We start from the raw sequence: 13045 nt of genomic DNA, 5'->3' as shown, positions 1-13045 counted from the left end.
CATGCTCTACGCCATCATTGCCACCGACGTTGCCAACTCGCTGGAAAAACGCCTGAGCGTGCGCCCGGCCCATGTCGAGCGCCTCAAACTGCTGCAGGCCGAAGGCCGCATCGTACTGGCCGGCCCGCATCCGGCGGTGGACAGCAATGACCCGGGCGATGCCGGTTTCACCGGTAGCCTGATCGTCGCCGAGTTCGCCTCCCTGGCCGATGCCCAGGCCTGGGCCAAGGCAGACCCTTATGTTGCGGCCGGCGTTTACGCTGATGTCGTGATCAAGCCGTTCAAGCAAGTCCTGCCTTGATTCCGGCTTCGCCGAACCTAATCGGTTCGGCGTACTCCTAATTGCTCATTATTCTCGGTAACCTGCCGACAACATTCTGAATATTCGTGTGGAATCAGGAGTTCCGATGCGCTTACGTCAGTTGTGTCTGTTGGCAGTGTTAATGATCGGGGCTACGGCCCACGCTGAAGAAACCTCAAGCACCGGCAGTTCCACGCCCCTGTCCTTGAGTGCCGGCGCCCAGATCACCGAGTTGCAGCAACGTTTGAAAGAAAGCGAACGCCAGCGTGAAGAACTGAGCAAGCAACTGCAAAGTGCAGATGCTGCCCGCGAAAGTGCCCAATTGAATCGCCTTCGCCAAGAGAACCAACGCCTGGCCCAGCAACTCAAAGAGACACAGGGCGGAGCCTTGACCCGATGGCTGACCGAGCAACAACAGTGGTTCGTCACCGGTGGGGCCGTCGCACTGATCGCCCTGCTGTGCGGGATCTTCGCCAGCGGTGGGCACCGTCGCCGTCGACAATGGCTAAATTGAGTGAGTCATGAGCGAGCTGTTACTGATAGATGATGACCAGGAGCTCTGCGAGCTGCTGACCAGTTGGTTGAGCCAGGAAGGCTTCCAGGTGCGCGCCTGCCATGACGGTTTGAGCGCCCGCAAAGCCTTGGCCGACAGTGCCCCGGCCGCGGTCGTGCTCGACGTGATGCTGCCCGACGGCAGTGGGCTTGAGCTGCTCAAGCAATTGCGCAACGACCATCCGGAGCTGCCCGTGCTGATGCTCTCGGCCCGCGGCGAACCACTGGACCGCATCCTCGGCCTGGAACTGGGCGCCGACGATTACCTGGCCAAGCCCTGCGACCCACGCGAGCTCACCGCTCGCCTGCGCGCCGTACTGCGCCGCAGCCACCCGGCGGCCGTGTCCACCCAGCTTGAGCTGGGTGACCTGTGCTTCAGCCCCGTGCGCGGCGTGGTCAGCATCGATGAACAGGAATTCGCCCTCACCGTCTCCGAAAGCCGCTTGTTGGAAGCCCTGCTGCGCCAGCCCGGCGAACCATTGGACAAACAGGAACTGGCGCAAATCGCCCTGGGCCGCAAGCTGACCCTTTACGATCGCAGCCTCGACATGCACGTCAGCAACCTGCGCAAAAAAATCGGCCCCCACCCGGATGGCCGGCCACGGATCGTGGCGCTGCGTAGCCGGGGCTACTATTACAGCCTCTGAAATCGGGAGCCCCTGGGCTCCTGGTTTTGTCAGCGCCCCCCCAATCGTCTTTACCCAAGCTTTACCCACACCTGACCGCCGCTGACCTTGATCTCCGTAATCTACTCACATCCGGACTCACCGGAATAGAGACAGGAGAATCACCATGCGCAAGACCCTTATCGCTTTGATGTTCGCCGCTGCCCTGCCGACCGTTGCCATGGCTGCAATGCCCGAAGGCCCAGGCCCGATGGGCGAACCTTCCGGCCACATGATGGGTGGCCCGGGCCACGGCGGTGAACACGGTCCGCGTGGCAAAGGCGGCCCCTTCAGCCAACTGGACCTGACCAAGGAACAGCGCCAGCAGATCGGCAAACTGATGGGCGACCAATGGCACGCTCGCAAAGACCTGGTCAAAAAGTACCTGGACAAACTGCCCGCTGCTGACCAGAAAGCCATGCAGGACGAAATCGCCGCCGGCAAGCAGAAAACCCAGGCTGACATCCGTGCCGTGCTGAAACCCGATCAGCAGAAGAAATTCGACGAGATCGTCAAGAAGCAAGAACAACGCCGCGCCGAATGGAAGGAATTCCAGGCCTGGAAAGCGCAACAGCCGCAAAAAGCGCAATAATGCCCACGCGTTAACACTCCCAGCCCAGTGGCCCGTGCCGCTGGGCTTTTCCTGTTTGAGGGTTTCCTGTGCGTTCATTGTTCTGGCGCATCCTGGCCAGTTTCTGGCTGGCCATCGCCCTGGTTGCCGGGTTGTCGATCCTGCTTGGGCACATGCTCAATCAAGATGCCTGGATTCTCAGCCGTCACCCCGGCCTCAACAACCTCGCCGAAGAGTGGACCCAACTCTACGAAGCCCAGGGTGAGGACGCCGCCCAGGATTTGTTGCAACAGCGCAAGCGCCAGTACCACATCGATGTGCAAGTGCTGAATGAAAGCGGCGAACCGGTGGTGCGTGGCACCTTCCCACGCCGCGCCGCCGCGTTCGAGGCACGCCAGAACGACAGCCAGGACGGCCACCTGCCCTGGCGTCGCCTGACCGCCGAATACACCAGCGAAAAGACCGGCGACACCTACCTGCTGATCTACCGCATCCCCCACCCGGAACTCGATGCCTGGCACCGCAGCAGCCTGCTCTGGCCGCTGAGTGCACTGGCGATTGCGCTGGTGGTGCTGACCCTGTTCAGCCTGCTGGTGACACTGTCCATCACCCGCCCCCTCAGCCGTTTGCGCGGCGCGGTGCATGACCTCGGCCAGACCACCTACCAGCAGAACAGCCTGGCGCGCCTGGCCAACCGCCGTGATGAGTTCGGCGTGCTGGCCACTGACTTCAACCGCATGGGCGCACGCCTGCAAAGCCTGATCGGCAGCCAGCGCCAATTGCTGCGCGACGTTTCCCACGAATTGCGTTCGCCCCTGGCCCGCCTGCGTATCGCCCTGGCCCTGGCCGAACGCGCCAGCCCCGAAGAGCGGGAAAAACTCTGGCCGCGCCTGACCCGTGAATGCGATCGCCTGGAAGCGCTGATCAGCGAGATCCTGGTACTCGCCCGCGTCGATGCCGACAATGCCAGCGCCGAAGACGTCGACCTCAGCGCCTTGCTCAAGGCGCTGCAAAAGGACGCTCAATTGGGCGCGCCGGACCAGGTGGTACAACTGAGCGCCGAGACCGACCTGCACCTGAAAGGCTGGCCGACCATGATCGAACGCGCCGTGGACAACCTGCTGCGCAATGCCCAGCGCTTCAACCCACAAGGCCAGGCGATTGAGCTGCACGCCCAGCGTCAGGGCGAACGCATCCTGATCAGCGTGCGCGACCACGGCCCCGGCGTTGAAGCCGAACACTTGAACCAGCTGGGCGAACCGTTCTACCGCGCCCCCGGCCAGACAGCACAAGGCCACGGCCTGGGCCTGGCGATCGCCCGTCGCGCCGCTGAACGCCATGGCGGCAGCCTGATCCTCGCCAACCATGCTGACGGCGGCTTTATCGCCAGCATCGAGTTGCCGTTGGAACCTGGGGTTGCCACACCGGCCTGACGATCTTCTATAGTGGCCCTTCTCTTAAGGAGGGCCCTTTGATGACTGACCTGCTGACCCCCATCCAAGCCGCACTCGATCTACCGCCTACGCCACTGACCTTTACCGAAGCCGGCGCCCTGTCCTCCACCTTCGCAGTGACCGACCTGGCCAGCGCCAGTATCGGCGCCGCCGGCCAGGCCGTGGCCCAGTTGATCCAGCAACAGACCGGGCGCCTGCCCAGTGTCATTGTGGACCGGCGCCTCGCGTCCTTCTGGTTTTCCTCCTCGATTCGCCCGACAGGCTGGGACGTCCCACCGCTGTGGGATCCGGTGGCCGGCGACTACGCCAGCGCCGATGGCTGGATTCGCCTGCACACCAATGCGCCTCACCATCGTGCCGCCGCCGAGCGGGTGCTGGGCAAAGCCGCCGACCGCAGCGAGATGTCCGCCTATGTAGCCAAATGGAAAGCAGCCGAGTTGGAGCAGGCGATTGTCGACGAGGGTGGTTGCGCGGCGCAGATGCGTTCGTGGCAGGCCTGGCAGTCGCACCCGCAAGGGTTGGCAGTGAATGCCGAGGAACTGGTGCAGCGCCAGACCTTTGCAACCACCACCAACAAGCCCTGGCTCGGCTCGGTTGCGCGGCCACTGGCGGGCCTCAAGGTACTGGACCTGACCCGCGTGTTGGCCGGCCCGGTAGCCAGCCGCTTTCTCGCAGGCCTGGGCGCTGACGTGCTGCGCATCGATTCGCCCACCTGGAATGAGCCCGGCGTAGTACCGGAAATGACCCTGGGCAAACGCCGCGCCCGCCTGGATCTGAAAAGCCCGGAAGGCCGGCAGGTTTTCGAAGGTCTGCTCAAGGAAGCCGACATCCTGTTTCACGGCTACCGCGCCGATGCCCTGGAACAGCTGGGTTACACCGCCGATGGACTGCAAACCCTCGCCCCCGGCCTGATCGACGTGAGCCTCAACGCCTATGGTTGGAGCGGCCCGTGGCGCAACCGTCGTGGTTTCGACAGCCTGGTGCAGATGAGCAGCGGAATCGCCGCCGCCGGCATGGCCTGGAAACAGACGGACAAACCGGTGCCGCTGCCGTTGCAGGCGCTGGATCACGCCACCGGTTACTTGATGGCGGCCAGCGCGATTCAGGCCTTGAGCGAACGCTTGAAGTCAGGGCGTGGTGGGTCGGCACGGTTGTCGCTGGCGCGCACGGCGAAGTTGCTGGTGGACGCCGGACAGGTGCCGGAGCAGCCGGCATTGCACGCCGAGGAAGCAAGCGATCAAGGCCTGGTGGTGGAACAGACAGCCTGGGGCCAGGCACATCGATTGCTTGCGCCGTTGACCATCAGCGGTACACCGTTGCAGTGGGATTTACCGGCTGGGGAATTGGGCTCACACCGGCCTCAGTGGTGACCTGTAGGCCGCCATCGCCGGCAAGCCGGCATCTACAGGTAATCACATTCCAACGGTAGGAGCCGGCTTGCCGGCGATGAGGCCGTTATAGGCACTATCAATACTATCAATCCGCCCGCTGCAACGACGTCCACAAATGCTGCGCCGCATACGCCCTGAGCGGGCGCCAAGCCTCCGCCCGCGCCAACAACTGCCGCGCCGAAACCGGCCCACCTTCCAACGCCACCAGCGCATTGATCAACCCGATATCCCCCGACGCAAACGCATCCACCTCGCGCATCTGACGCATGGCGATGTACTGCGCGGTCCAGTCGCCAATGCCCGGCAACGCCACCAACCGCGCCACACCGGCCTTGAGGCTGGCCTGGGGTTCGAACAATCGGGGATCATCCAGCAACGCCTGGGCCACACCCGACAAGGTCCGCCCACGCGCCTTGGGCATGCCCAGCGTCGCCAGGTCCGCCGCCGCCAACACCTCGGCGGCGGGGAACACATGGGTGATACCGACATGCGGCGTTGCCAACGGCTGACCGTATTGCGCCACCAACTTGCCCGCCAGACGAATCGCGGCCACCACGGTGATTTGCTGGCCCAGCACCGCGCGAATCGCCAGCTCCAGACCATCCCAAGTGCCCGGCACACGCAAGCCCGGACGCGCTGCGACCAGTTGCGCCATCAATGGGTCCGTCGCCAGTTGCGGGTTGATCAACTGGGGCTGGGCATCCAGATCGAACATCGTACGCAGGCGCCGTTCGGTCTCAGGCAACGCCGCCGGGTCTGGAAAACCCACCTCCACGTCCAGCCAATCGCCATCCCCCATTGCCACGCTGATCCAGCCGTGCTGCCCGCCGAGGCTGATACTGCGCCGGTAGACCCCCGCCTCGACCGTCTCCATCCCGCCGATCGTCCGCGCCGACAGAAACGCCACCATTGCGGCCCAGTCGTAGGGCGGCTGATACGCCAGTCTCACAACGCCAACACCCCGCTGTACAACCCATACGCCGCCAGCCCCGCGCCGGCGATCACGCAGCTGAAAATGCCTTTTTCCATGTGGGTAAACAAGGGTTGGCCCTGCTCACGCTTGGCGAGGGCAAACAGGATCACGCCAGGGGCATACAACAGCGCCGACAGCAGCAGATACTTCAAGCCGCCGGCGTAGAGCAGCCACACCGCGTAGCCGAGGGCGATCAGGCCCACCAGCAAGTCCTTGATGCGCTGGCCATGGGCGCCCTGGTAGGTTTCGCCGCGCCCGCTCAACAGCACCGCATAGGCGGCCGACCACAGGTAGGGCACCAGGATCATCGATGAGGCAAGGTAAATCAGGGTGGTGTAGGTGCTGTGGGAAAACAGCGTGATCACCAGAAACAGCTGGATCATTACATTGGTCAGCCACAGCGCATTGACCGGCACCTGGTTGGCGTTTTCCTTTTTCAGGAAGGCCGGCATGGTCTTGTCATGGGCCGTGGCGTAGAGGATTTCCGCGCAGAGCAACGCCCAGGATAACAAGGCGCCAAGCAACGAGACCGCCAGGCCGATGCTGATCGCCATCGCGCCCCAGGGCCCGACGATATGTTCCAGCACCCCCGCCAGGGACGGGTTTTGCAAGTGCGCGAGTTCCGGCTGGCTCATGATCCCCAGGGACAGCACGTTAACCAGCACCAGCAACGCCAACACACCCAGGAAGCCGATCACCGTGGCGCGGCCCACGTCCGAGCGCTTCTCGGCCCGCGCCGAGTACACGCTGGCGCCTTCGATGCCGATAAACACAAACACGGTGACCAGCATCATGTTGCGCACTTGGTCCACCACGTTGCCGATATTCGGATTGCCCACGCCCCAGATATCACGGGTGAAGATCTCGGCCTTGAAGGCCACGCCGGCAATCACGATAAACATCAGCAACGGGACGATCTTCGCGACGGTGGTGATCTGGTTGATGAACGCGGCCTCCTTGATCCCACGCAGCACCAGAAAATGCACGGCCCACAGCAGCAAGGACGCACAGCCGATGGCCACCGGCGTGTTGCCCTGGCCGAACACCGGAAAAAAGTAACCGAGGGTACTAAACAGCAACACGAAGTAACCGACGTTGCCCATCCACGCGCTGATCCAGTAACCCCAGGCCGACGAGAAGCCCATGTAGTCGCCGAAGCCTGCCTTGGCATAGGCATATACGCCCGAGTCCAATTCAGGCTTGCGGTTGGCCAGGGTCTGGAACACGAACGCCAGGGTCAACATGCCCACGGCAGTGATCGCCCAACCGATCAGTACAGCCCCCACCTCGGCACGCGCGGCCATGTTTTGTGGCAGCGAGAAAATCCCCCCGCCGATCATCGACCCCACCACCAGGGCGATCAGGGCACTGAGCCGAAGTTTCTGGGCGGGTTGGGACATGAACACTCCTGAATGAATAAAACGCTTTTAGCTGACAACTGTGCACTCAACTAATTAACCCAGCGAGTGTAGCGTTTATTAGAGACCGCGATAAAACACGGCGCTAATAACCCCAGGGCATGACAATTTATAGGGTTTAGGCTTATTTAGAATTTAAATACGGAAACTATTTTGTCGTTTATTGGCTACTTATTGTCGTCTGTATGAAAAGTTTGCGCATTCGGAAAAACGGACTAGCTTAAACCGTCCACACGTAGCACTAAATGATTAACCAATACCGCAGGGATCGCTCTGGAAAGCACCTTTTGCGAGGAAAACCATTGCCCACGGCTTTGCACCCTAAGTCATTAATTCACAATGGAATGTGCCAATGAAGTGATCTGAGTCAGCTGTTTGATTAGCGCACGGATTTATTCTGTGGTCTCTCTTCTCCTGCATTGGAGTCATGCGATGTCTGAATCTCCCGGAAAACTTCGATTAGGCGCACTGGTTGCACTTGTCGTCGGTTCAATGATTGGTGGCGGGATTTTCTCTCTGCCGCAAAACATGGCCGCCAGCGCTGACGTAGGCGCCGTATTGATCGGTTGGGTGATTACGGCAGTGGGCATGTTGACCCTCGCGTTCGTGTTCCAGACCCTGGCCAACCGCAAGCCCGACCTCGACGGTGGGGTGTACGCCTACGCCAAGGCCGGGTTCGGCGATTACATGGGCTTCTCGTCGGCCTGGGGCTACTGGATCAGCGCGTGGCTGGGCAACGTCGGCTACTTCGTATTGCTGTTCAGCACCCTCGGTTACTTCTTCCCGATCTTTGGCGAAGGCAATACGCCGGCCGCCGTCATCGGTGCATCGGTGCTGCTGTGGGCCGTGCATTTCCTGGTGCTGCGCGGCATCAAGGAAGCGGCGTTCATCAACCTGGTGACCACCGTCGCCAAAGTGGTGCCGCTGGTGCTCTTTGTGTTGATCGCGCTGTTCGCGTTCAAGCTGGATATCTTCACCGCTGATATCTGGGGCGTGAAAAACCCCGACCTGGGCAGCGTGATGAACCAGGTGCGCAACATGATGCTGGTCACCGTGTGGGTGTTCATCGGCATCGAAGGCGCAAGCATCTTCTCCTCCCGTGCGGAAAAACGCTCCGACGTCGGCAAGGCCACGGTGATCGGTTTTATCACCGTGCTGTTGTTCCTGATGCTGGTGAACGTGCTGTCCCTCGGGATCATGACCCAGCCGGAACTGGCCAAGCTGCAGAACCCGTCGATGGCCGCCGTGCTGGAGCATGTGGTGGGCCACTGGGGCGCGGTGCTGATCAGTGTCGGCTTGATCATCTCGCTGCTGGGGGCGTTGCTGTCGTGGGTGCTGCTGTGTGCGGAGATCATGTTCGCCGCCGCCAAGGACCACACCATGCCGGAGTTCCTGCGCAAGGAGAACGCCAACCACGTGCCGGTCAACGCCCTGTGGCTGACCAACGCAATGGTGCAGATATTCCTGGTGATCACGCTGTTTTCCTCCAGCACCTACCTGTCGCTGATCTACCTCGCCACCTCGATGATCCTGGTGCCCTACCTGTGGTCGGCGGCCTACGCGCTGCTGCTGGCGGTGCGCGGCGAAACCTACGAAACCGCCCTGGCCGAGCGCAGGAAAGACCTGTTCATTGGCGCCATCGCCCTGATCTACGCGGTCTGGCTGCTCTACGCCGGCGGCACCAAATACCTGTTGCTCTCCGCCCTGCTCTACGCCCCCGGCGTGATCCTGTTCGCCATGGCCAAGCATGAACTGGGCAAACCGATTTTCACCAACGTCGAGAAGCTGATTTTCGCCGCAGTCGTCATAGGCGCCCTCGTGGCGGGCTATGGCCTCTACTCCGGCTTCCTGACCCTGTAATTATTGTTCACTGGAGGATCTGAAATGACCACGGAAAAAGTGAAGTACGGCGTACATTCCGAAGCCGGCAAACTGCGCAAAGTCATGGTGTGCTCCCCAGGCTTGGCCCATCAGCGACTGACCCCCAACAACTGCGATGAACTGCTGTTCGATGACGTGCTGTGGGTGGCCCAGGCCAAGCGCGACCACTTCGACTTCGTGACCAAGATGCGCGAGCGGGACATTGATGTGCTGGAAATGCACAACCTGCTGACCGACATCGTCGCCATCCCCGAAGCGCTGGACTGGATCCTGGAGCGCAAGATCACTTCCAATACCGTGGGCCTGGGCCTGGTCGATGAAGTCAGCTCGTGGCTGCGCAGCCTGGAGCCGCGCAAAGTCAGTGAGTTCCTGATTGGCGGCGTGTCGGCCGATGACCTGCCGAGCAGCTTCGGCGGCAAGACCATCGAGATGTTCCGCGACTTCCTCGGCCACTCAAGCTTCATCCTGCCGCCGTTGCCCAACACCCAGTTCACCCGCGACACCACCTGCTGGATCTACGGCGGTGTGACGCTCAACCCGATGTACTGGCCGGCGCGACGCCAGGAAACCCTGCTGGCCTCGGCCATTTACAAATTCCACCCCGAGTTCACCAACGCGGACTTCCAGATCTGGTACGGCGACCCCGACCAGGAACACGGCGCTTCCACCCTGGAGGGCGGCGACGTCATGCCGATTGGCAACGGTGTGGTGTTGATCGGCATGGGCGAGCGCTCGTCCCACCAGGCCATCGGCCAACTGGCGCGCAACCTGTTCAAGAACAAAGCCGTGGAACGCGTGATCGTGGCCGGCCTGCCTAAGTCCCGCGCGGCGATGCACCTGGACACCGTGTTCAGCTTCTGCGACCGCGACCTGGTCACCATCTTCCCCGAAGTGGTCAACCAGATCGTGCCGTTCACGTTGCGCCCGGATGAAAGTAAGCCACACGGCATCGACATCCAGCGCGAGAAAACCAACTTCCTCGAAACCGTGGCCGCGGCCCTCAACCTCAAGGCGTTGCGTGTGGTCGAGACCGGCGGCAACAGCTTCGCCGCCGAGCGCGAGCAGTGGGACGACGGCAACAACGTGGTGGCGGTGGAGCCTGGCGTTGTGATCGGTTACGACCGCAACACCTACACCAACACCCTGCTGCGCAAGGCCGGTGTGGAAGTCATCACCATCAGCGCCGGTGAACTCGGCCGGGGCCGTGGCGGCGGCCACTGCATGACCTGCCCGATCATCCGCGACCCTATCGACTATTAATTTCCAGGCCTTGGCCGTCGCCCATGAGGCGCCGGCCAGGGGGATAACCTAAACAGAAGGAGATCCATCATGGCTTTCAACATGCGCAACCGCAGTTTGCTGTCGCTGATGCACCACACCACCCGCGAGCTGCACTACCTGCTGGACCTGTCCCGCGACCTCAAGCGCGCCAAGTACACCGGCACCGAGCGTGCGCACCTGAAGGGCAAGAACATCGCGCTGATCTTCGAAAAAACCTCGACCCGCACCCGTTGCGCCTTCGAAGTCGCGGCCCATGACCAGGGCGCCCACGTCACCTACATCGACCCGGTGTCGTCGCAGATCGGCCACAAAGAAAGCATGAAAGACACCGCCCGCGTATTGGGCCGGATGTTCGACGCCATCGAGTACCGTGGCTTCGAGCAGGAAATCGTCGAAGAACTGGCCCAGTTCGCCGGCGTGCCGGTGTTCAACGGCCTCACCGCCGAATTCCACCCGACCCAAATGATCGCCGACACCCTGACCATGCGCGAGCACAGCGACAAACCGCTGCATGACATCAGCTACGCCTACCTGGGTGACGCCCGCTACAACATGGGCAACTCGCTGCTGATGATCGGCGCCAAGCTGGGCATGGACGTGCGCATCGGCGCGCCGAAAGCACTGTGGCCACACGAAGACTTCATCAAGCAGTGCCAGGCGTTTGCCGAGGAAAGCGGCGCACGCATCACCATCACCGAAGACCCGAAGGAAGCGGTGAAAGGCGTGGACTTCATCCACACCGATATCTGGGTGTCCATGGGCGAGCCGGTGGAAGCGTGGGACGAGCGCATCGAGCAACTGCTGCCGTACCAGGTCAACGCCAAGATGATGAAAGCCTCGGGCAACCCGCGCGTGAAGTTCATGCACTGCCTGCCGGCGTTCCACAATAGCGAAACCAAGGTGGGCAAGGACATTGCCGCGCGTTATCCGAACCTGGCCAATGGCGTGGAAGTGACCGAGGACGTATTCGAGTCGCCGGCCAACATCGCGTTTGAACAGGCGGAGAACCGCATGCACACCATCAAGGCGATTCTGGTGTCGGCACTCGCGGATATCTAAACCTCTAGTTGGCAATGAGGACAAATGTGGGAGCCGGGCTTGCCCGCGATGCAGGCAACTCGGTCTTTCAAGAAGGCTGCAGTGATGCTATCGCAGGCAAGCCAGCTCCCACATTGACCGCGTTCCTTCATCAGAACTTTCAGAAGGACATTCTGTATGCGCATCGTCGTAGCCCTGGGCGGCAACGCCCTGCTCCGCCGTGGTGAACCCATGACGGCGGACAACCAACGCGCCAATATCCGCATCGCCACCGAACAGATCGCCAAGATCCATGCCGGCAACGAACTGGTCATCGCCCACGGCAATGGCCCGCAGGTCGGCCTGCTGTCGTTGCAGGCGGCGGCCTACACCCAGGTGTCGCCGTATCCGTTGGACGTGCTCGGCGCCGAGACCGAAGGCATGATCGGCTACATCATCGAACAGGAACTGGGCAACCTGCTGGACTTCGAAGTGCCATTCGCGACCCTGCTCACCCAGGTCGAAGTGGACGCCAAGGACCCGGCCTTCCAGAACCCGACCAAGCCCATCGGCCCGGTGTACGCCAAAGCCGAAGCGGAAAAACTCGCCGCCGAAAAAGGCTGGGCCATTGCGCCGGATGGCGACAAGTACCGCCGCGTGGTCGCCAGCCCACGGCCAAAACGCATCTTTGAAATCCGCCCGATCACCTGGCTGCTGGACAAAGGCAGCATCGTGATTTGTGCCGGCGGCGGCGGCATTCCGACGATGTACGGCGAGGACGGCAAACTGCGCGGCATTGAAGCCGTGATCGACAAAGACCTGTGTTCGTCACTGCTGGCATCGCAATTGAAAGCCGACTTGCTGGTGATCGCCACCGACGTCAACGCGGCCTTTATCGACTACGGCAAGCCGACTCAGAAAGCCATCGGCCAGGCCCACCCGGACGAAATCGAAAAACTCGGCTTCGCCGCCGGCTCCATGGGCCCCAAGGTACAAGCGGCCTGCGAGTTCGCCCGCCAGACTGGAAAAACCGCTGTCATCGGTTCACTCTCGGACATCGAAGCCATCGTCCAGGGCAGCGCCGGTACGCGCATCAGCACGGCAACACCTGGCATCACCTATCTGTGAAGTAGAGGAGATACGCCTATGGCCACCTTTGAACCCGGTCACTTGCACGTTGAACGTCACGCGCTGAATGCCCAGGACTACAGCTACAACCTGTGCATCGACTATGAAGTCAGCCAGGACCCCAAGGAAGGCAAGGGGATGCTGTTCAAGCTGCATGGATCGGTACAAGGCAAGGACCTGAAGGAGGAGTTTTTCCTGCCCAAGGACCAGGCGTTCGACTTTGCCCGGCATGCGATGAACATCGCGCAGAAATACGGCATGCCGAAGATTGCCGTGTTGAATGGCTCGATGCACAAGCAGTACGACCTGATGTTCGAAGATGTGCGGCATCAACTGGATGTGAAGGCAGGCGATCCGGTCAAGCCCGAACACCTCGAATAACCCACCCTCGTGTAGGAGCCGGCTTGCCGGCG

The 13045-nt window shown here is 61.7% G+C and carries 13 protein-coding genes; 11 read left to right on the top strand and 2 right to left on the bottom strand.

The genetic code is table 11. The annotated features are described in order from the left end of the window. Nucleotide 1: 1 nt before the first annotated feature. The 6 genes from BM70_RS0124060 (at nucleotide 2) to BM70_RS0124035 (ending at nucleotide 4913) form a co-directional block, all read left to right on the top strand. Complete coding sequence (locus tag BM70_RS0124060; RefSeq protein ID WP_025858408.1) at nucleotides 2-301, top strand: YciI family protein; 300 nt, start codon at nucleotides 2-4, stop codon at nucleotides 299-301. A 106-nt stretch (nucleotides 302-407) separates the two neighbouring features. Further along, nucleotides 408-815, top strand: coding sequence for a translation initiation factor 2 (locus BM70_RS0124055; RefSeq protein ID WP_025858407.1), 408 nt, complete (start codon nucleotides 408-410; stop codon nucleotides 813-815). A gap of 7 nt (nucleotides 816-822) precedes the next feature. Further along, nucleotides 823-1500 (top strand): response regulator transcription factor, encoded by a 678-nt coding sequence (locus BM70_RS0124050; RefSeq protein ID WP_003193803.1) that lies wholly within the window; start codon nucleotides 823-825, stop codon nucleotides 1498-1500. A 145-nt stretch (nucleotides 1501-1645) separates the two neighbouring features. Further along, nucleotides 1646-2110 (top strand): Spy/CpxP family protein refolding chaperone, encoded by a 465-nt coding sequence (locus BM70_RS0124045; protein WP_025858406.1) that lies wholly within the window; start codon nucleotides 1646-1648, stop codon nucleotides 2108-2110. Nucleotides 2111-2178: 68 nt separating this feature from the next. Beyond that, complete coding sequence (locus tag BM70_RS0124040; protein ID WP_025858405.1) at nucleotides 2179-3522, top strand: HAMP domain-containing sensor histidine kinase; 1344 nt, start codon at nucleotides 2179-2181, stop codon at nucleotides 3520-3522. Nucleotides 3523-3563: 41 nt separating this feature from the next. After that, nucleotides 3564-4913 (top strand): CoA transferase, encoded by a 1350-nt coding sequence (locus BM70_RS0124035; RefSeq protein WP_025858404.1) that lies wholly within the window; start codon nucleotides 3564-3566, stop codon nucleotides 4911-4913. Between the two features lie 106 nt (nucleotides 4914-5019). Here BM70_RS0124035 and BM70_RS0124030 read toward each other — a convergent pair whose 3' ends face one another. Together BM70_RS0124030 and arcD (BM70_RS0124025) are read right to left on the bottom strand one after the other, a co-directional pair. After that, nucleotides 5020-5883, bottom strand: a complete 864-nt coding sequence (locus BM70_RS0124030) for a DNA-3-methyladenine glycosylase (RefSeq protein ID WP_025858403.1) — start codon at nucleotides 5881-5883, stop codon at nucleotides 5020-5022. Further along, nucleotides 5880-7307: an arginine-ornithine antiporter gene (arcD, locus tag BM70_RS0124025; RefSeq protein ID WP_025858402.1), complete on the bottom strand. Its 1428-nt coding sequence runs from the start codon at nucleotides 7305-7307 to the stop codon at nucleotides 5880-5882. The genes BM70_RS0124030 and arcD (BM70_RS0124025) overlap by 4 nt, the downstream gene beginning before the upstream one ends. Before the next feature lie 450 nt (nucleotides 7308-7757). On the opposite strand from arcD (BM70_RS0124025), the gene arcD (BM70_RS0124020) reads away from it, so the two are divergent. The 5 genes from arcD (BM70_RS0124020) to BM70_RS0124000 all read left to right on the top strand — a co-directional run bounded on the left by arcD (BM70_RS0124020) (nucleotide 7758) and on the right by BM70_RS0124000 (nucleotide 13013). Beyond that, nucleotides 7758-9185: an arginine-ornithine antiporter gene (gene arcD / locus BM70_RS0124020; RefSeq protein ID WP_025858401.1), complete on the top strand. Its 1428-nt coding sequence runs from the start codon at nucleotides 7758-7760 to the stop codon at nucleotides 9183-9185. 24 nt (nucleotides 9186-9209) lie between these two features. After that, entirely contained in the window at nucleotides 9210-10466 is a 1257-nt protein-coding gene (arcA, locus tag BM70_RS0124015; protein ID WP_025858400.1) for an arginine deiminase, read from the top strand. 69 nt (nucleotides 10467-10535) lie between these two features. After that, nucleotides 10536-11546, top strand: coding sequence for an ornithine carbamoyltransferase (locus tag BM70_RS0124010; protein ID WP_025858399.1), 1011 nt, complete (start codon nucleotides 10536-10538; stop codon nucleotides 11544-11546). A 156-nt stretch (nucleotides 11547-11702) separates the two neighbouring features. Next, on the top strand, nucleotides 11703-12632 hold the full coding sequence (gene arcC, locus BM70_RS0124005) for a carbamate kinase (RefSeq protein ID WP_025858398.1): 930 nt from the start codon (nucleotides 11703-11705) through the stop codon (nucleotides 12630-12632). Nucleotides 12633-12650: 18 nt separating this feature from the next. Beyond that, nucleotides 12651-13013: a DUF5064 family protein gene (locus tag BM70_RS0124000; protein WP_025858397.1), complete on the top strand. Its 363-nt coding sequence runs from the start codon at nucleotides 12651-12653 to the stop codon at nucleotides 13011-13013. The last annotated feature ends 32 nt before the right edge of the window (nucleotides 13014-13045 follow it).

Source organism: Pseudomonas sp. CHM02 (assembly GCF_000612585.1).
Classification (GTDB): Bacteria; Pseudomonadota; Gammaproteobacteria; order Pseudomonadales; family Pseudomonadaceae; genus Aquipseudomonas.
This window is presented reverse-complemented; position numbering and strand designations above follow the sequence as displayed.

Bases quoted from the DNA above. Each gene is read 5' to 3' on its own strand.
- arcA (WP_025858400.1), top strand. From the start codon at position 9,210: ATGACCACGGAAAAAGTGAAGTACGGCGTACATTCCGAAGCCGGCAAA.
- arcD (WP_025858402.1), bottom strand. From the start codon at position 7,307: ATGTCCCAACCCGCCCAGAAACTTCGGCTCAGTGCCCTGATCGCCCTG.
- BM70_RS0124050 (WP_003193803.1), top strand. From the start codon at position 823: ATGAGCGAGCTGTTACTGATAGATGATGACCAGGAGCTCTGCGAGCTG.
- BM70_RS0124055 (WP_025858407.1), top strand. From the start codon at position 408: ATGCGCTTACGTCAGTTGTGTCTGTTGGCAGTGTTAATGATCGGGGCT.
- arcD (WP_025858401.1), top strand. From the start codon at position 7,758: ATGTCTGAATCTCCCGGAAAACTTCGATTAGGCGCACTGGTTGCACTT.
- BM70_RS0124035 (WP_025858404.1), top strand. From the start codon at position 3,564: ATGACTGACCTGCTGACCCCCATCCAAGCCGCACTCGATCTACCGCCT.
- BM70_RS0124060 (WP_025858408.1), top strand. From the start codon at position 2: ATGCTCTACGCCATCATTGCCACCGACGTTGCCAACTCGCTGGAAAAA.
- BM70_RS0124045 (WP_025858406.1), top strand. From the start codon at position 1,646: ATGCGCAAGACCCTTATCGCTTTGATGTTCGCCGCTGCCCTGCCGACC.
- arcC (WP_025858398.1), top strand. From the start codon at position 11,703: ATGCGCATCGTCGTAGCCCTGGGCGGCAACGCCCTGCTCCGCCGTGGT.
- BM70_RS0124010 (WP_025858399.1), top strand. From the start codon at position 10,536: ATGGCTTTCAACATGCGCAACCGCAGTTTGCTGTCGCTGATGCACCAC.
- BM70_RS0124000 (WP_025858397.1), top strand. From the start codon at position 12,651: ATGGCCACCTTTGAACCCGGTCACTTGCACGTTGAACGTCACGCGCTG.